General features: G+C 40.4%; 16 protein-coding genes. 4 read left to right on the forward strand and 12 right to left on the reverse strand.

All coding sequences use genetic code 11. The features are described 5' to 3' along the window. Window positions 1-261: 261 nt before the first annotated feature. A complete protein-coding gene (locus ACRWP9_RS12775; protein ID WP_434926327.1) occupies window positions 262-3,039 on the reverse strand; it encodes an SUMF1/EgtB/PvdO family nonheme iron enzyme in 2,778 nt (925 codons plus the stop codon). A 609-nt stretch (window positions 3,040-3,648) separates the two neighbouring features. Further along, complete coding sequence (locus tag ACRWP9_RS12780; protein ID WP_434926328.1) at window positions 3,649-6,384, reverse strand: serine/threonine protein kinase; 2,736 nt, start codon at window positions 6,382-6,384, stop codon at window positions 3,649-3,651. A 643-nt stretch (window positions 6,385-7,027) separates the two neighbouring features. Here ACRWP9_RS12780 and ACRWP9_RS12785 point away from each other — a divergent pair. After that, a complete protein-coding gene (locus ACRWP9_RS12785) occupies window positions 7,028-8,140 on the forward strand; it encodes a hypothetical protein (RefSeq protein ID WP_434926329.1) in 1,113 nt (370 codons plus the stop codon). 271 nt (window positions 8,141-8,411) lie between these two features. On the opposite strand, the gene ACRWP9_RS12790 is transcribed toward ACRWP9_RS12785, so the two are convergent. Then, window positions 8,412-8,828 carry a hypothetical protein gene (locus tag ACRWP9_RS12790; protein ID WP_434926330.1) on the reverse strand — a complete coding sequence of 139 codons (417 nt, stop codon included), beginning with the start codon at window positions 8,826-8,828 and terminating at the stop codon, window positions 8,412-8,414. A 465-nt stretch (window positions 8,829-9,293) separates the two neighbouring features. On the opposite strand from ACRWP9_RS12790, the gene ACRWP9_RS12795 reads away from it, so the two are divergent. After that, the gene (locus ACRWP9_RS12795; RefSeq protein ID WP_434926331.1) at window positions 9,294-9,494 is read left to right on the forward strand and encodes a hypothetical protein; all 201 of its coding nucleotides are present in this window, start codon (window positions 9,294-9,296) and stop codon (window positions 9,492-9,494) included. A gap of 234 nt (window positions 9,495-9,728) precedes the next feature. On the opposite strand, the gene ACRWP9_RS12800 is transcribed toward ACRWP9_RS12795, so the two are convergent. From ACRWP9_RS12800 to ACRWP9_RS12810, 3 genes are all read right to left on the reverse strand, one after another. Beyond that, complete coding sequence (locus ACRWP9_RS12800; RefSeq protein ID WP_434926332.1) at window positions 9,729-11,456, reverse strand: hypothetical protein; 1,728 nt, start codon at window positions 11,454-11,456, stop codon at window positions 9,729-9,731. A 4-nt stretch (window positions 11,457-11,460) separates the two neighbouring features. Then, window positions 11,461-12,495 (reverse strand): tyrosine-type recombinase/integrase, encoded by a 1,035-nt coding sequence (locus tag ACRWP9_RS12805; RefSeq protein ID WP_434926333.1) that lies wholly within the window; start codon window positions 12,493-12,495, stop codon window positions 11,461-11,463. 785 nt (window positions 12,496-13,280) lie between these two features. Then, entirely contained in the window at window positions 13,281-13,520 is a 240-nt protein-coding gene (locus ACRWP9_RS12810; RefSeq protein ID WP_434926334.1) for a helix-turn-helix domain-containing protein, read from the reverse strand. 157 nt (window positions 13,521-13,677) lie between these two features. Here ACRWP9_RS12810 and ACRWP9_RS12815 point away from each other — a divergent pair, with 157 nt between their 5' ends. Continuing rightward, window positions 13,678-14,196 carry a hypothetical protein gene (locus tag ACRWP9_RS12815; protein ID WP_182742552.1) on the forward strand — a complete coding sequence of 173 codons (519 nt, stop codon included), beginning with the start codon at window positions 13,678-13,680 and terminating at the stop codon, window positions 14,194-14,196. Between the two features lie 418 nt (window positions 14,197-14,614). Here ACRWP9_RS12815 and ACRWP9_RS12820 read toward each other — a convergent pair whose 3' ends face one another. The 3 genes from ACRWP9_RS12820 to ACRWP9_RS12830 form a co-directional block, all read right to left on the reverse strand. Next, the gene (locus ACRWP9_RS12820) at window positions 14,615-14,959 is read right to left on the reverse strand and encodes a hypothetical protein (RefSeq protein ID WP_434926335.1); all 345 of its coding nucleotides are present in this window, start codon (window positions 14,957-14,959) and stop codon (window positions 14,615-14,617) included. Between the two features lie 199 nt (window positions 14,960-15,158). Continuing rightward, window positions 15,159-15,590, reverse strand: a complete 432-nt coding sequence (locus ACRWP9_RS12825; protein ID WP_434926336.1) for a hypothetical protein — start codon at window positions 15,588-15,590, stop codon at window positions 15,159-15,161. Between the two features lie 118 nt (window positions 15,591-15,708). After that, window positions 15,709-16,317, reverse strand: a complete 609-nt coding sequence (locus ACRWP9_RS12830; RefSeq protein WP_434926337.1) for a hypothetical protein — start codon at window positions 16,315-16,317, stop codon at window positions 15,709-15,711. 249 nt (window positions 16,318-16,566) lie between these two features. Between ACRWP9_RS12830 and ACRWP9_RS12835 the strand changes: the two genes are divergently transcribed. Beyond that, window positions 16,567-17,726, forward strand: a protein-coding gene (locus ACRWP9_RS12835; protein WP_434925975.1) for an IS3 family transposase whose coding sequence is annotated in 2 segments (ribosomal slippage) — window positions 16,567-16,816 and window positions 16,816-17,726 — 1,161 coding nt in all. Because the reading frame shifts where the segments join, the coding sequence is not laid out codon by codon here. Here the strand turns inward: ACRWP9_RS12835 and ACRWP9_RS12840 are convergent. The 3 genes from ACRWP9_RS12840 to ACRWP9_RS12850 form a co-directional block, all read right to left on the reverse strand. Beyond that, a complete protein-coding gene (locus ACRWP9_RS12840) occupies window positions 17,699-18,145 on the reverse strand; it encodes a hypothetical protein (RefSeq protein WP_434926338.1) in 447 nt (148 codons plus the stop codon). The genes ACRWP9_RS12835 and ACRWP9_RS12840 overlap by 28 nt on opposite strands. Before the next feature lie 121 nt (window positions 18,146-18,266). Continuing rightward, window positions 18,267-18,380: a hypothetical protein gene (locus ACRWP9_RS12845; RefSeq protein ID WP_434926339.1), complete on the reverse strand. Its 114-nt coding sequence runs from the start codon at window positions 18,378-18,380 to the stop codon at window positions 18,267-18,269. Between the two features lie 41 nt (window positions 18,381-18,421). Continuing rightward, window positions 18,422-18,979 carry a recombinase family protein gene (locus ACRWP9_RS12850; protein WP_434926340.1) on the reverse strand — a complete coding sequence of 186 codons (558 nt, stop codon included), beginning with the start codon at window positions 18,977-18,979 and terminating at the stop codon, window positions 18,422-18,424. Window positions 18,980-19,046 lie beyond the last annotated feature (67 nt).

The following is a 19,046-nucleotide window of genomic DNA, read 5'->3' on the forward strand; positions in this document are numbered from 1 at the left end:
AAATCTAAATACGCTTTCAAAAGCAGAGTGGCTTAGCGGCAGCATAACCCACCTTATGAATAACAATCGGACGCATGAATTTCTCGGTGCAATACGCTGTGCTATCACCCCCTATGGGCTTTCAGCTGCTTCACACAACCTTTATGCAAATCATTATTCTAGAAGTAAATAGCATTCGAATATGATTTTTTGTAATTTATTTTGCAATAAAAAACTTTTACGCACACCCGGCCTACTGGCGAGAACCTTAGCCTCTTTCTGTTAATTGTCCTGGACAAGCCGGAAGCCGAAGTTACTGCCGCGATTGGAAGCGGCGGACCTGACACGGCGGGCCGAACGCAAGTTGACAGGATTAACGCTCCAAGTGCCGCCACGCAGCACACGCATACTACAATCACCACCTTCCCAGGCACTGCCGTTACTTGGCGTGCCGCTGTAACTTTTATTCCAACAGTCCTGTACCCATTCCCACACATTGCCATGCATATCGTATAAACCAAACCCGTTTGGCGCAAAGCTCTTGACCGGTGCGGTGTTACTATCATCCCATTGACTGCCACAACCATCACAATTGGCTCGGTTTGAGCCCACTGAATTACCCCAGGTAAAATCCGTGGTTGAACCTGCCCGCGCCGCATATTCCCACTCTGCTTCACTGGGTAACCTAAAACGTTGGCCTGTGGCTTTATTCAGCCAGGGGATAAATTGTTGCATAATGTGGTTGTAACTCACGTTAATGACCGGCCGGTTGCCACGGCCCCATCCTCTGTCATCAGGCTTATGTGAACAACCACCCGACGCAACACAGTTATCCCACTGAGCAAAGGTCACTTCATGCTCTTGCATTTTAAAGGCTGGAATAGTGACGCGGTGTACGGGTTTTTCATCATCATCTCCATTACCCGTTAAATCACCCATGCGAAAACTGCCCGCTGGTATAGAGACTAGATTACCCACCTTTTGTTTTACTAAGGCAAGTTGCTGCTGAGCAGCTTCGGCTTCTTGCTTCGCTTTGAGGGCATCTTCGGCATCGGCCTTTTGCTTTGCTTTGAGGGCAGCTTCGGCTTTTTGCTTCGCTTTGAGGGCAGTTTCGGCATCGGCTTTTTGCTTCGCCTTGAGGGCAGCTTCGGCATCGGCTTTTTGCTTCGCCTTGAGGGCAGCTTCGGCATCGGCTTTTTGCTTCGCTTTGAGGGCATCTTCGGCATCGGCCTTTTGCTTTGCTTTGAGGGCAGCTTCGGCTTTTTGCTTCGCTTTGCGGTCACCATCAATACGTGCCACCTCGCTGGCCACCGCAGAGGGCGCGCTTAACCAATGGCTTTTTGCTTCTTTCCAATGATTATTGGCGATACTGAATTCACCCGCCAACTGCGCTTGTCTGGCTTCGCTCTCCGCGGTTTTGGCTAATGCGGCCGGCGGCGGGTTTTGTAAGTCGTATTCGGCCACTAGTTTTTGCCACGCAGTTTGCGCATTTGTGGTGTCGGCCTCTGCCGCATACAAACCCTCCGCTGCGGTAAAATTTGCCCACAATTTTTCATAACCATCGCGCACCTTGTTCATACCCGTTTCCGCGGGTTCGAAGGCATTTTCCCGCAGCAGGGTTTCTGCCATTGAAAGTTCACCTTCCAGCTCAGTAATTTGGCTGCCGGTAAAAATGCCGTTTTCGGTGAGTTGTTGCCAGTGTTGCAGTGCCGCTAAGTTTTTATTGTTATTGCGCTGGGCATCGCGCACATCGCTATCCAGTGTACGGCGGCCATTTTCTAGGCGTTGTTTGTACACTTTAATTTCGCCCTGCACTTTGGCAATGGCACCTTTTTGTGCGGCGATTTCTTCTTTGCTGGTGGGCAGTAAATTTTTGAAATCTATCGCGCCAGAACTGAGCACACCGCCTATTCCTAAGAGTGCAATGAGTACACCGGCGGCTAGACCGATAGGTTTCCACGGCATGGCTGGCAGAGAGGTGCCGCCTTTTTGGGTTAACGCGGCTACAAAGTGCTCTACATCAATGAAGCGGTTTTCGGCTTTGGAGGCCAGCCCTTGGTGGATGGCGGCCACCATACTTTTTGGGGCATCTTTGCGATGTTGATTGAGGGGTTCAATCATACCAGCAGGTACTTCGCCGCTTAGCAGTTCATACAACATTACCGCTAAGGCATATTGGTCGGCTCGTCCGTCAATGTCTTTTTGCCCTTTAAGTTGCTCTGGCGCTATGTAGTAGGCGGTGCCCATGGCTGCGCCAGTTTTGGTGCGCTGGCTGGTGCTTTGCACTTGGGCGATGCCGAAGTCCATCAGTTTGTAAACGCCGTAATCGGTTAGCCACACGTTTTCCGGTTTTAAGTCACGATGAATGGTGTACTTATGGGCATACGTTAAGGCGGTGCCTATAGCGTTGGCGATGTCTTGCGCTTCTTCCACGGTAAAGGGCTGGCGGGCCAAGGTACGGTTTTCCATCACTTGGCGCAGGTCTTGGCCTTCTAGTAATTCCATGGTAAGAAAATACAGTTCGCCATCGTTTTGCACATCAAACACGTTAACAATGTTGGGGTGACTTAGCTGTTGGGAAATTCTGGCTTCGTTTAAAAAACGTTCGCGTGCTGTGTCATTTTTTAATAATTCTGGTTGCAACACTTTAAGTGCAATGTCGCGCCCCATGGATTGATCAAAGGCGCTGTACACCACGCCCATGCCACCGGCGCCAATTTGCGCTTTGATTTGGTAGCGCCCGGCTAAAATTTGCCCCACTTGCAACTCCACCGGCGCGGTAGCACCCGCCATGTTAGGCAAGTCTGCTAATTTAGTTTGGCTTAAAGGCGAGCTTGGTTTCTTCACAGAAGCAGTGGCAGGCGCGGCTGATTGCAGCAGCGCTTGGGCTTCGGTCACTTGCATTAGCAATTGGTCAAATTTGGCTTTTAGTGCTTCGGTGGGTGCGGCTTCTTGTTTTTCTTGCAGCTGTGCCATTTTGGCCTTAGCCGCAACAGCGATCTCTGCCGTTGTGGCCGTTTCAGTTAGGCCAAGCATACTAAGCGCTTTTTGTGGGTCCATTGCAATATCTCATAATGATTAATCTAAAGGGAAAGTATAAATGGTTCAAAGCTGATGGTGTGACGTCTCAATACCGGCATATGCTCAAATCTATAAAATCACGTTTACCATTAAACTATATTGAAACAATTGCGAAAACACCTTTTTGTAACATTTGGAGCAAAAGTCAGTTCCATATCGAACCAGCCTTCGTATTCTCGGTGCAATACGCTGTACTATCACCCCCTATGGGCTTTCAGCTGCTTCACACAACCTTTATGCAAATCATTATTCTAGAAGTAAATAGCATTCGAATATGATTTTTTGTAATTTATTTTGCAATAAAAAACTTTAACGCACACCCGGCCTACGGGCGAGAACCTTAGCCTCTTTCACCGCCTTACCATTTGGTAGAAGGTCTCCCTAAGGAAATTTTGAACACGCTTGCAAATCCATTCGCCCGTGTCATACGTCCACTTAGGTTGTGCGTTATAAGGTAAATTCTGTAACTTATTATATTTTAGGTAAAAAACCTTTTAAATATCATTTAATCCACCAACAATTTATAAATTGAGCTTCGTTCTGAAGATGCTTTGTGTAGTGTTATCCGACAGCTATAGTCGCAATAGGCTATAAATCTTCACCAGAGCAGATCGAAATTAATTTTTTGACATTACCTTCTGCCCCTTTGCGTAAAGCGATTTGAGCAGGTTGATCGCGGCTCATTCTTAATTTTTTAGTTGCTTCTATGGTCTTCAGAACTTCGAGAAACTTCCAATATTTTTGCATGCCCCCGCTATAAAAATCATCTGGGTCTCTGCTTGAATTATATTCTGCAATAAATTTATTGCGTAACCCAGTTAGAACAAGCCATTTTTTTTCATTATCATTTTTCAAAAAATCATTAGATTGATTTACTTTAAATACTCCTCCCCAAGGAATTGACCATTCCTCTCGGTAAACGTCCAAGTAATACTTCCAATAATTATCTTGGTCATAACCTTTTCGATAAGAAAAAATTACTGCAGTTTCACGAGTCTCGAGTCTATAAGTAGTAAATGAACAATCAAGTCCACCAGTCCCATTTAACACAACCCTGATATCAATATCGTAAAAACCGTAAGTCGTATAGTCTGTTTTTGAGATTGAAGATTTTAATAATACTGTTTCCTTTGGAATAATTAGTGAGATTAATCTTAATGCAAGTTCTTGCTCAACTCCCAACTGAATACCGAGCAACTTTCGTGCTTCATCTAAATGACCGGTGAAGCTCGACCCCAAATACGACCTTGTTGCTTTGCTCGTATTAGTTTTAACCACACGACTCCATTCATCATCGTCTCGTTTTTTTCCGACATTAACCTTACGCTGTCGATCGATTTTTACCAGTTCATCCTTTACAGACTCAGATGCTTGAGTCCACAATTCTCTAGCCTTTAACCATAGATTAGCTGCTAATTCAAATTCACCAGCCATCTCTTGTTCATGAGCATTAGACTTATTAATTTTGGCTTGTTCTGCATATTCTGAATCTTTTAACCCATAATTATCTTTCCTTTTTAACCACTCTGTTTCAGCTATCAACGCTGAACTTCGTTGTGCGAGTAGAGAATCCGCAGCGAGTCTTGCGGAAAGCCAGGCATCCGCAGCCTGTTTCCATAAGTTTAAGCTGGACAAAAAGTCCCCAACATCCATTTTTTTTATCGCATTAATTTCAAATTCTATTGCGACTTTAGACTCTTTAGGCTCTTCGGATTTTTCATTTCCTTTAAATTCCAACCATTGATTCTTCGCTTCAGTCGCCCTAAATTTTTCGATTAACAAAAATTCTGCCGCACCAAACTCTTTCAATAAATTTTTATAACCGTCACTCACTTTATCCATGACCACTTGTGCTGACTCAAACGAATTTTCCCGCAATAGCGTTTCTGCCATGCTCAGATCACCTTCAAGTTCGGTAATTAGATTACTGGAAAAAATCGAGCTTTCAGTAATTTGTTGCCTTTGTTGCAGTGCGGCAAGGTTTGTATCGCTATTGCGCTGAGCGTCGCGCACGTCGCTATCCAATTGCCGGCGGCCGCTTTCTAAACGTTGTTTGTAGACTTTAATTTCGCCTTGGGCTTTTGCTACATTGGCTTTTTGGCTAGCAAGCTCTTCTTTGCTTTTAGGCAACATTGATGCCCAATCTACTGAACCAAAACTTAATACCCCGCCTATTCCTAAGAGTGCAATGAGTACACCGGCGGCTAGACCGATAGGTTTCCACGGCATGGCTGGCAGAGAGGTGCCGCCTTTTTTGGTTAACGCGGCTACAAAGTGCTCTACATCAATGAAGCGGTTTTCGGCTTTGGAGGCCAGCCCTTGGTGGATGGCGGCCACCATACTTTTTGGGGCATCTTTGCGATGTTGGTTGAGGGGTTCAATCATACCGGCAGGCACTTCGCCGCTTAGCAGTTCATACAACATTACCGCTAAGGCATATTGGTCTGCTCGTCCGTCAATGTCTTTTTGCCCTTTAAGTTGCTCTGGCGCCATGTAGTAGGCGGTGCCCATGGCTGCGCCAGTTTTGGTGCGTTGGCTGGTGCTTTGCACTTGGGCGATGCCGAAGTCCATCAGTTTGTATACGCCGTCATCGGTTAGCCACACGTTTTCCGGTTTTAAGTCACGATGAATGGTGTATTTATGGGCGTAGGTTAAGGCTGTGCCTATAGCGTTGGCGATGTCTTGCGCTTCTTCCACGGTAAAGGGCTGGCGGGCCAAGGTACGGTTTTCCATCACTTGGCGCAGGTCTTGGCCTTCTAGTAATTCCATGGTAAGAAAATACAGTTCGCCATCGTTTTGCACATCAAACACGTTAACAATGTTGGGGTGACTTAGCTGTTGGGAAATTCTGGCTTCGTTTAAAAAGCGTTCGCGTGCTGTGTCATTTTTTAATAATTCTGGCAGCAATACTTTAAGTGCGATATCACGCCCCATGGATTGATCAAAGGCGCTGTACACCACGCCCATGCCACCGGCGCCAATTTGCGCTTTGATTTGGTAGCGCCCGGCTAAAATTTGCCCCACTTGCAACTCCACCGGCGCGGTAGCACCCGCCATGTTAGGCAAGTCTGCTAATTTAGTTTGGCTTAAAGGCGAGCTTGGTTTCTTCACAGAAGCAGTGGCAGACGCGGCTGATTGCAGCAGCGCTTGGGCTTCGTTCACTTGCATTAGCAATTGGTCAAATTTGGCTTTTAGTGCTTCGGTGGGTGCGGCTTCTTGTTTTTCTTGAAGCTGAGCCATTTTGGCCTTGGCCGCAACAGCGATCTCTGCCGTTGTGGCCGTTTCAGTTAGGCCAAGCATGCTAAGCGCTTTTTGTGCGTCCATTGCAATATCTCTTAATGATTAATCTAAGGGGAAAGTATAAATTGTTCACAGTCGGTGGTGTGACGCCTGTTTACCTGCACATGCTCAAATCTATAAAGTTACATCAACTATATATAACAATATCGAAATAATTACAAAAAAACACTTTGTTGTAACATTTGAAGCAAGAGTCAGTTCCATCTCAATTTATCTTGTCTGCTGCGAAAAGTGTAGTGTAAGGTTAGACATAATCATGCGCTTATAGAAGCAAATATTTATCTCAATATTTTTTTAGAAGTAAAATTAAGTTTGTAAACTTATGATTATGTGAAAGATTTCAATAAAATAGTAATTTTGTGGATATGTTAACCAACGACAAAACGCTATTATTTGATAAGCTGATCCATTAATTTAAGTTGTGTTGCAGTAGATGGGATTAATCGTAGAGCTTTGATACATATTAGTCTAATACAAGAGGGATAATTTCAATAGACTGCTCAAGTTCATTATTAAACAGCCCAAAATCTGCGAAGTTAAAACATTCATCGTCAAAATTGGTGTTTTATCCAAATTATAAGTAAAACTGGATTTTAAAATGTTACTTCGCACCACTTTTAGATTACCTAAATAAACATAACTAAATTTGCCTATGCAGCCACAAGCAATGAAACACATCAGCATTTACATACTATTCGCATTTCTTTGTGCCTTGGGCTCAACCGCCTGCGAAAAGGAAGATAGTTCAACGTCTAAACGACACAACGCAACAAAAGTGATCATCAATCAAAGCAACATTAAGATGACATATCAGGAATCAAACTCTTTTGAGCCTAAAGTTGCATCAGAATTGCAAATACTGGCTCACTATTCGGACTATCCCTATGTAGTTTCGCAATCACAACACTTCACGTTATTACAGCCGCCCATAGGGTTAGAAGGCATTTTTACCTTGACGGTGCGTGAAAAACTGCAAGATTACACCCAAATAGAATTGCTATTTAACAACCGCCTGCTCTACAGCCGTGAACTAAACCAAGCTAGTTTCGGAGGCTACTGCCAAATGCCTCAGACTAAAGCTCTGGTGTTTTTTATAGATAGCGTTAATGAAGGCATTGACACCTACAAACACCAAATCTTATATGAAAGCGAAGCGCAAGGTTGGCTAGCTAAAGAATTACCAGGACAAGATAGCCCCACTATTTTTGATGCATACTCCCGATGCGAATTTGTCGAAAGTAATAACGCCATCATAGCCAACAACAAAACTAATCTTGCCGAGTGCAGTTGTGCCTTGAATGACAGTGTTTTTAGCGTAGCACAAACAAAACAATGGCAAACAGCCATAGGCAATACAGAGGTTGCTCTGTTTGAACTACCCTCCAGCTTTCAACAAGGTCAACCACAAACTTTAAACCTGTATCCCATTACTGATCAGGCTGCACTTCAAGTCCTTATCAACAAGGCAGAACGAGACGTTAGTTTTGAGCTATCTCGCATTAACGTTGACAGCCGCACAGTATTAACAGTTTCCCTGAACATCGAACCTTATTTTAATCTCGGTTATGGTTTTTTATGGGACAACGAGCGCTGGTATTTATGGTACACCGCTGGCGACTCTTCTAAATTTTTTCAGCCAATTACCCAGCTCAAGCAAACTGGTGAGCACACTGTCAGCATGGAATTATGCACCAATGATTGTAACTGGTGGGGAAAACGAACAGACATAGAAATAGATTTAGCGACGCTTACATTTAGAAAAACAGCTGCTGAAAAATAGTATATTTTACAGTGTTGTTTCTGCACAGCAAATCGAGCTTGATAAAGCACTCAACTAATTAAATACAGGTAAAAGGATACCGCAATTGGATCTATAATTCCCTCTGAAACGAAAAAGATTTAGCGCTAGTGATCGGCCATGAAACCAGCATAGTCGGCGGTGAAAAATAGATTTTTTTACTTACTCTTTGAGCCGCGTTAGATGGTAAGGCCTGAGACATCTTGAAATCTTTATATAGTAATAGCAACTAAACTCCGTTGTTTTTGTCATATTACTTAGCGAACAAACTCTCTGGGATAATGCGTTTTATATGAGCGGAAAAAACATAATCACCTATAACTCGAACAGGTACGTCTTTTTTAACTTCGATCCAGTCCAAATAGATTAAATCAATAATTACATCGTGCATCCGCTCGGATAAATCTTCGGCACACAACTGGCTGTTACCACTCATTTTTTTGAGTAGCTCCTCGTCAAGTAAATCACTAACGGTTAAGTTTGGTTCCAGTTGTTGCAAAGCTTCGCAAAGGCTTTGTAATTTAGATATGAGAAAGTCATGTTCTCCAGATAACATTCGGCTCATAAACGTCTTGTTTAAGTCTGAGTTGTAACCAATTAAGTTCGATGCTCGTATGCTGTGTTTTTGGAGTAAACCGGAAACGTTTTTAGCAACTGTTTTCGTTAACATTAGCGCTAATCCTTGTGTCTAATGATGAAATTAAGTAGAAGGTTACTTAACATCTTTGAAAATAACAACAGTAAAAGTTTATAGCCATCATTTCCATATTGCTGCGAAGAGTTTCCATGCAGTTAATAGTACTTAAACCGTGGCTAATTTAACTTGACCACTTGTAATGGTTATAACTACAGTCAGCAGAGGACCATAAAATCTACAAATTTTTTATCTTCGCTTTTTGAAATGCTTTTGGGGTTAAGGGGGACTCCCCTTGCCCGAGTTTATCTCCCATCTTTTTGGAACAAAAAGTGGGAGATAAACGTACCGGGTTACGTACTGGTCCCACATCATTGTGGGCTGCTTTTTGCTTCGCAGTCGATGACTGCGAAGCTGTACTTTTTCGCACTCACCAAGTGCGAAGTTAAGGTTTGTTTGGATTAGAGCCAAACATTATCATGTTGTAAAAAACAAATGGCCATGCGGGTTTTACACTATCGCAGACAAGCTCGTTTCAACACCAATAAGCTTCAATCGTACATGTTGTTCAAAGCTCAATTTATCAAATCGATATTTTCATTATTTCACCTTAACCGTTTGCTCTCTAAAACGACCTCTGACATGTTTAATGCCGCCACTGGCAGCGTAAGTGCCATCTGTGGCAGCAGTGCTGTCAATTAAGGCTAGATAGCGCTATTGACACCAACTACACTGCATAACTCGATACAAACATAGCCTTATGCTTTGTCGTTAGTTTAAGCCTGACATTCGCAGCGATTAATAAAAAATCGGTCATCACTTTATAATAGTAATGACCGATTCTATGCTTATTTTGCGAGCAACTTATATTGTATTAACTCTAATCTTAGCGAATACGGTTAACGTATAATTTAGCGAATATTGAACGCGTGCTTATCACATATCAAATGAGTCGTTAATCTGACTGTCTTTGCGTGTTAACGCGTTTTCAAGCTCTGTATCGCCAGTATTATTCGTAATTTTTATTAGTGTTTTTCGGAGCTCAGCTGGCAAATCTGCACTAAAGGCTTTAATGATATGTTGCATGAACTCCGCCGCTCCCGCTCTTCCTTTTAGTATTAAGCGATTGTTCATGTGCTCCAACATTTTGTGCAATGGATACAATGCTTTAGTTGTCATTACGCTAAGTCTTTCTAAAATTGATTGTTTTTCAGCTATAGCGCTATCTAATTCTGTGTGTTTTTGCTGTTTAAGCAAAATCGATGCATCTATTTTCTTTTCTTCCTTTATCTTTGTGCTTAAACGCTCATCAACTTCTTGCTCAAGCCGCATGTTTTTACTAAGTCTACGCTGATTTTGTTGAACAACTATCTCGATATCAGACAGTCTTTCTTCTTGCTGAATACATTGTTGTTCAAGTGCGTCATGTTTTATTGTCAAAGCGTCATAACTTTTACTCACGTTAACAATTTTGCTCTCTACATCATCAAGCGCTTGCTTTCGCTCAGAAATTTTATCATCCAAACTTTTAAGCTGAATTTCTAAACTGTTTACATTTTCAAGCAGTCTAGCATGATAGTTGAATGCTCTATCACGCTTAGCCAATTTCGCTTCTTTTCGCATTTGCTTTCGTTTTTCAGATTTACGAACCGATTCCGGATCAAATGCAGCATTGATGTTCTTCGGATGAAAGAGATGTTCATTGACAAACTCATAGAACATCTCTTGCATGTGATGCGCAACGTCACCAGCCTGTTCATAATTCAAACGCCCAGTTTCAGAAAATAAATTAGCTGACATACCATCACGTTTGAATAGAAACTCATTCACTTTTTTAATTTGTGCGATACGCAAATCGTACTTGCCTGTTAAAGCATTTTTTCCCGAAATAAACGCGTGAACATGCGCACCTGTAGTTTCACGCGCTAAGCGCTCATCATCATGCAACAGCATTAATTTGATTGGATAATCTGGATAAAAATGTACGATGAATTCCTTCATTGTTTGCATCATTTCTTTACCGCTCACAATGTCAGCACCAATTCCATTCACAATTGGGATTTTGAATAATATTTCTTGGAAATTAGTAAAGTTTAACGTTTTTGGCTTATCGATAAGTGCATTATGGGCGTTGATATAATTGGTTAGTTGCTCAATTTTCTGTGATTTACGCTTCATATCAAACAGATTAAATCGATATTTCGAGTGATGAACATTCACAACATTTTCAGACGCTAATATTTCTTTGACAAATTCAATCCCCTCATCACAAAAATCGTCTTTTTTAATCCATTGATTTAGCTTGTATTTTGCGCTGGATTTGATTTTGCCGAACTTACTAGCATTCGCTGCTCTGAGTAAGGGTGGCTCAACAACGTCAAGCAACAATTGCTGTCTTTGAGCTTGAGTAAAAGCGTCAAGTCGAACGATACCGTCCTCTGTATCAATTAAATTTGCATGTGACAATGAGCTGTCCCATTCGATTTTTATTTCATTTTTAGTGCGCATAAGCTCATGCGATTTATTTAAATATTTTTGTTTAAGCTCAAGTTGCTCCATAAGTCGTAACGAATGAATTAATGAAGCTTTTCCATTTCTGCGCCCTTTTTTATTCAAGCCGTAATTTGCAAAAGAATAGAATAAAGTACAATTTCTCATAGTCATTGCTTTATCCTCCAACACTCTGACTCAGCAATCGATTGAGATACTCTGTTATCAAGCGGGGATTACTAATGAGCAGTTGTGATAACTGTTGCTCTGAAAGCTGAATATCAGCGTTTGAAACCGTGTTGTAAGTCGTTGTTAAATCTGATGTGTTTTCATCTGCAGCTATAGATTCATCAAAAAGTTTGGGTGTAAAAATGCCGCTAAACTGTTGTTCTACTCTGTTAACAAAGTCTGGTGCATCTGCACACATCCAACGAGCATAGTGAATATCAATCATCGCAGTGCTTTCATGCCCTAATTGCCTTGCGATCCACTCTTTTGAGACACCTGATGTCAGGGCTTGACTTGCAAAAGTGTGTCTAAGTTGGCCAGCGCCACGATGCTTCACTTTTGCAGATGCTAAAAATGGGGTGAAAAACGTTTTGTTAAATTGTTTTGCGCTAATAAACGGCTGATTTGTTTGAGTGTTGTAAAAAACGAGTGATAAATTTTCGATTTTTTTCGTTTTATTGTCGCGCTGAAGCACTGAAATCTTTCTAGGTTTTCTATGTCCTGTAATCAGTTTTTGCTGTGTTAATATGCTTATAGCAGATGCGCATAACTCAACTGTACGCTGTGAGCCTAGTGTTTTTGGTGTTTTATATTGCTTATCTACTAATGCAATTCTGACTTTGAGTTTTGCGTTAATAAAGTCAATATCTTCCCAGCTTACAGCGAGCAACTCACTTATACGAAGTCCGGTCAGAGCGCATAACTGAAAAGCATTTTTTCCAGATGCACACAACACTTTAGTTTGTGCTAACGCTGTTAATTCTGCACGTGTGAAGGGGTTAGGCTCTGCGTGACAAACCGATAGATTTTGAACCCCATCCATTGGATTTCTAACGATTACTCCATCTCGAAATGCATTGTTAAATATTGCACGCAGAATGATATAAAACTCGTTTATTGTCTTGTTTACATAGCTTTTATGCAACTTTTGACGCAACTGAATGATGTCACTGTGAGTGACAGAATCAATATAGCGCTGCCCCATTATTTTAATGATTTTTGATGCTTAACAGCGTTCAGAGCGTAACGTTGACGGAGCTACTTCATGTTTCCTAGAAGATAAATATTGTTGAACATAAAACTTGATGCTCAGGTCTTGCATAACGAACCCTTTGCAGCTCTAACGGCTGCTTTTTCTTAGGGTTAGATTAACATATCGTTAAACATACACAATACAAAAATTAATAATGAATCGTTATATTTCAAATGATTACATACTATTAACGTTTGAAAAAGTCAATATTACAACGTTTGGGTTATGATAAAACGTTACATAATCACAGTGTTAAATATCATAGCGAACACTTTTAAAATGAGTAAAACCATCATCAACAATTTAGATTGTTGAGTACATTATTTTTTGAATATATTGAAAAATAGGCTGAGGGTTAGGAGGTATTAACGGTTCGTCATGACACAGTAATGTTACCGACATTGTTGAGCTGTCATACCATGCAGTAACTTAGTTAACCTGGCAGTAATCATTTCAATACCAAAAAAGTATCGCTAAATGAAATTGTATATTGATGGGCAAAAATAATATTTGGCAGTTGTAAGCACCTTAGCTTTTTATCTTGTGCTTAAGTGGTTTTTGCCAGTCAGAATGATACTTAACTAGCATTAATATTCGCCATACTGCAAATGACTGTCATGGAGTTGTGTCTAAATCGCGCTTCGATAAGATTATTCTCATAACTGCATTAAGTAGCATGTCATCTCCTCTAACGTTAAATAAACCCTCACTTTACTCGGCAATCTTATGTCTTAACGTTATTCATTTTCGTGTGAAAGTTCTTTTTCATCGGGGATTAAATCATGCACTGAGCATTCAAGAATAGCAGCAATAACAAACACTTTCTCTAAGCTAATGCTTTTCTCACCGCGCTCTACGATGCCGATATAATTAAGACTAAAGCCACATTGTTGAGACAAGTCTTTTTGAAGTAGTCCTTTTTCTTTTCTTTTTTCTTCGAGTTTTCTTCCAAACTCAATCGCAATCTTTTTTTTCATTCTTATCTTGTAGATCAGAACAAAACACACTATAGTGTGTTTTGTGGTAATTAATCACTTAGCTAATATCAGTTTGCCGCTGCCACATTAGCTAAACTCCCGCCCACTGATGTTCGCATCAGTGGGTTCATTTACTCACAACTCGAATCCATCAAAGATGAAACAAATTGATTTTATAGCGATTATTAATAAACATTGCCCCGTTGTTTTTCAAACGGAGTTTTTATTACAAGCACTTATTGTTACCGCTAAAGCTAACTGCTATGAAGACATCGCCATTCTTCGAAAGTGTATGTATAACCACTTATCTAGATTAGAAAAACAATATCTTGTTAAACGGCTTTCCCCTAAAGGAAGCCGGAATGCCCATTATGAACAACTTTTTAGCCTAAAAAGCCCCATTCAAGTGTTCATCAAAAGACATGACAACACTCAAGATAAGCATTGTCATAATCAGAGCCTGCTGAAAAGCCACTATAGTGTACTTCAACAACATATCAAGCAGTTAACACATAAACTCGATGCGTTTAAATTACTTAATGATAAGTTTGACTCATACAGCCCCATAATTAATCGCAAGCTCAAGCTGTTGGATGCTGAGCTGTATCTTAAAAGTATTGAGTTCAATGCGGTTAATGAGTTGATGGATGAGATCAAAAAAAGCCATGTTACGTAAAAGGTGTTGTCGATTTTAATCTAGTGTAGTGACCGACGAATACTGCCACTACACAGCCAAAAGGTGGCACAACTAAGCAAAGATTTTTTCAAGAAGGTTAGTACAAAGGCTTCTTGAATAGGTTATCAAAGTTTTCTGCTTCAATGATTTGAGCAACTAATGGGTAAAACATCAAAACAGGCCCTAAGAATTTATCGCGAATGTGTGTTAAAGGGCGTGGTGTATAACACCTCAATATGAAAATCTAAATCAGACTGTAAACTTTATACAAAATAGTTAATGCACTGACTGTGAGTTTGATGAAATTCTACCTGCTAGGCTCAAATATAAAATAAAACTAGATTAGTGCTTATATTTAAATTGGGCCTAATTAATTTACATTTACAGCAGCACTTTAGTAATTAAAATCATTAACTTATTAGCTAAGGTTATAATGGAACTGATAAGAAAAGGTTCCAAAGCCATATTGTTTAATCAAATCTGCAACACTGGGCAAATGAGTTTGCAATACATATGCTGCTCGCAAGCGTTTATCATCCATTATGCAAGTTTCATTCATACCCTCGCATTCAATCAATGCGCTTTTCATTTCTTCAAACGAGTAAAATCCTAACCCCGTTGAAAAATAAGGCCCAGCAAACTCGTTAATTTGAGTCTTTGTACCGGATGCTATTACATACGTAACACCTTCTCCAGTAGCAAAATACTCACAAATACCAACGTATTTAGTATCCATAGAACTACTGTTTAAATCAGTTGTCATGAAGTTAAGCTTCCTATAATTAATTCAGCGCATTGGTCGTGATTTCAAGTTGATGAGCCATTAAACAATGAGCTAGTTATGTGCTCATTAAACTTGAAAATGGACATTTCCGAGTTACAAAGATCGGACAAAGTTTGGTTTTCAGATAACTTCTAGTATCACAATTACTTACAAATGACTGGTCAAAACTACTGAGCCACTACAATGCAACTTCTAAAGCCTCTTTATAAATAGCCTCTATGCAAAAAGAATCTTTTAGTTTAAATGCCGTTGTTTTAATAGAAACAGAGTTTTCTGTTTCCCCATAAATTTCCCACATAACCATATTTTCTTTCAAAGATTTATGCCAACAACTTATGAATGTGTTACGGCTTATATACTCTTGGAATTCGCCAACATTTTTGACAGGTAAGTCTTGGTGAAAGTCAGGCCTTTGCGACATTACATTATAAAAATCTTCAAGCTCTTTTGTCATCGCAATATGAAAAATTCCTTCTCGTTTATCCTTAAATGTATCAGACCTAGCAAGCCAAATAGAGGAGCTACTTAAAAGGGATAAATACTTAGGGAGATCCATATATTTCCATAAAACTTCATCGTCTAATAAAGTTTTTTGAATGACTTTATACATGCAATTACCCCGAAAAATATAACGCTCCGTTAAGGGGCGTAAAATGCATGGCTATAATCGTGAGGAACGAACGTCAGCCATGCGTTAGACGTCCATACCTTTAACGGCTTGTTATATTTTATTTACTGCGTACTTTGTCTTTAAAAAAGTTTTCAACATGCACTACAGCATGTTTTATTTTTAATGTAAATTCATCATCTTCAGAGATGTAGTACACAATTTTATCATTTTCTATTCTACGTTCAGCACTATTATCCACGGTTGCACCTGGACCGGCATATGCACCTTTCATCCAGAAGTGAAGCCAGATACCTCCTCTTAATTTTCCAATAATATCTCTGATTTCATTGAAACTTTCAGCGGCGGCATCATCCCAAATGACCTTGGACTCAAGTTTTATGGTTTGTAATTCAGCCCATTTACTTTCTAAAACAACGAAGCGATCTGCATATATTTGTTGTTCGGCTTCTAGCTTACGCCCAGCCTCAACTTCGTCTTTTGGAAGGTGTAACATAGGATTTCGTACACCTTGGATAGCTTGCTCAACTTCATATGTAAGTAATATCGCTTTTTTAGCTACTTCATACTCACTTGTTCCTTTCAATTGTCTGCGCCAAGTGGTTAATCCGATTACACCAATAACAATCGCGGAGATTGTTCCAATAATCGCAAACACATCCTTAGTTATTGCCCAGTCAATTTTTGAAATAGTTAGACAAATACTCACAGACTCTCCAAAAAATATAACAGCTTATTCAATAGCAGCACGATAACGTTCCAGGCTGCTCAATTCATGCAGAAAAGATACCATCGCTAAGTTATTGTTGTAAATAGAATATTTTTACAAATACTTTAGCAATGCTTAAAGTACCGCTGGAGAAAGAATGCGTCTTTGTTTACGAGGTCTATTGTTCTGGTCTAATTCCATCGGACACTTAATTTTGAGACAGTATGGTCAATAAATTAAGAGGTCAATATGAGTCTAAAAAAATCACATAAGAGTTATCCGCAGGTATTTAAAGATGAAGCCGTCTTGATGGTGCTAGAGCAAGGTTATAGCGTTGCTGATGCAGCAAAGTCTCTTGGGGTTAGCACTAGCCTGCTTTACAACTGGAAGGAAAAACACCAAGCCCTGCAACAAGGTATCACCTTAGAAGAATCTGAGCGTGATGAGTTGAAACGATTGCGTAGAGAAAACAAAGAATTACGCATGGAGAAAGAAATACTAAAAAAGGCAAGCGCCTTCTTTGCGAGAGAAATGAAGTAAAATTTCGCTTCATCAAACAGCAATCTAACCGGTTCCCTATCGCACTCTTATGCCGAGTAATGAGTGTCAGTAAGTCAGGCTATTACGATTGGCATAAACGCCCAGCAAACGTGATAAGCCTTGAAACACTGAAGCTTTATCGCCTTGTTAGACAGCTATTTAAGCAAAGTCGAGGCAGCTTAGGAAATCGTGAAATGGTGAAGAAATTGCGCAAGGAAGGCTACCAGGTTGGTCGCTATCTCGTTCGTAAAATTATGCACCGCCTTCGACTCAAAGCTACCCAGCGACGAGCTTACAAGGTGACTACACAGCGCAAACATTCAGATGCAGTGGCTGATAACCTGTTAAACATGAACTTTAACCCAGTATCGGCTAATGAGGTTTGGGCGGGTGACGTGACCTATTTAAAGACAGGTGAAGGCTGGATGTATTTAGCAGTGGTAATGGATTTATATTCACGCCGGATTGTTGGGTGGCACATAGACAAACGCATGACTACAGATTTGGTATCCAAGGCATTAATGAAAGCCTACAACCTGCGCCAACCGGCCAGAGGGCTGGTATTTCACAGTGACCGAGGCTCACAGTATACCAGTAAGCAATTCGGTAGGCTGCTATCGAGCTATGGTATCCGAGCCAGTATGGGTGATGTGGGTGCGTGTTGGGATAACGCAGTCGTTGAGCGTTTCTTTGGCAGCTTGAAACACGATTGGATTTTTAACGTTGCTCAACCAACAAGGGAGTTTATGAAGCAAGATGTGACTGCTTACATGAAATATTACAACTTGGAGCGACTTCATTCTGCTAATGGTGATCTGTCACCGGTAGAGTTTGAAAATTCTCAACTAAAAGTGTCCAGTTTGGCTTGACCAGTACACGCTACTTTCTCTTTATGATCATAACTTATTGCAGCTTCATCTTCAGTCCTCCACCGCCCCCATTGGCCATCAATCAACCCAGCCCATTGAATACTCGATGGATTTACCTCGCATACATAGTTCCACGTTGTATTATCAGATGAGCGAATATATGAAATGTAAACTAAATCTTTAATGTCGACCCTTTCCAGTTTCATTATATCCCTTGGCTTTCCGAATTGATCTGCTATGTATGCTTTGCATAGCGATACTTTCTCTTGTGCCGTCCATTCTTTTTTTGTTTGCTGCTTTGATTTTGATGAATTCATACCTAGATAGACAATAACTAGAATGATCGCTGCTAGTGTCCATATAAAATATTTTCTTAGGAAGCTTTCTTCTTTTTTATTTTGTGGTTGATGCTCATTCATAACAAAGTCCTTTTTGTATTGTAGTTATATATCTATTTTTAATTGTTTGCTTTGTTTAAATTCAAAGCCTAGTGCTGCAACTGTACGCTATTTCTTAATTTTTTCATATTTGATAACCAGATCAGCTGCGCCGATTAAGCTCTTTTATTGCCGGCTTAATAAAATCACTATTCAAAACCTTAAACTCTGCATATTTATCTTCTAATTTTAGCGCAACCTGGGGTTTTGCGCCCATCCCCTCGAAATTAACCTTAAGAAAATTTCTATACGTGAATGTTAAGATCCTTTGAGATAAGAATATAATGTCTGCCGGCTAATCTTATACTCACTTGCTAAAGCCGTCTTGTTTTCACCTGCAACAGCCCTTTGCTTAAGTTCAGTTATTTGTTCCATTCTGAGAGCCTGCTTTCTGCCTTTATATACCCCTTTTTTCTTCGCAAGCACGATACCTTCGCGTTGTCGCTCTTTGATCAATGCTCGCTCAAATTCTGCAAATGCTCCCATTACAGATAACAGCAGATTTGACATAGGAGAGTCTTCACCATTGAAAGTGAGCCCTTCTTTAACAAAATAGATACTAATGCCCTTATCGGTGAGCTTTTTGACTAACTGCCTTAAGTCATCAAGATTACGAGCCAGCCTATCCATGCTATGCACAAATACAGTATCTCCCTCTCTGACGAACTGTAGCAATTCTTGCAGTTGAGGACGATTGGTATCCTTGCCTGATGCTTTATCTGTAAAAATGCGATCTAGCTTTTCGCCTTCTAACTGACGATTTTCATTTTGCTCAAGTGAGCTGACTCGGACATACCCAATTTTTTGCCCTTTCATCATTTTATCCATGTAATTTGTAAAGTTAGAGTCTAAACTATTATTTACTATTGTCAATGAATGCAAT

The organism is Shewanella sp. HL-SH2, from assembly GCF_051164935.1.
Lineage (GTDB): Bacteria > Pseudomonadota > Gammaproteobacteria > Enterobacterales > Shewanellaceae > Shewanella > Shewanella glacialimarina.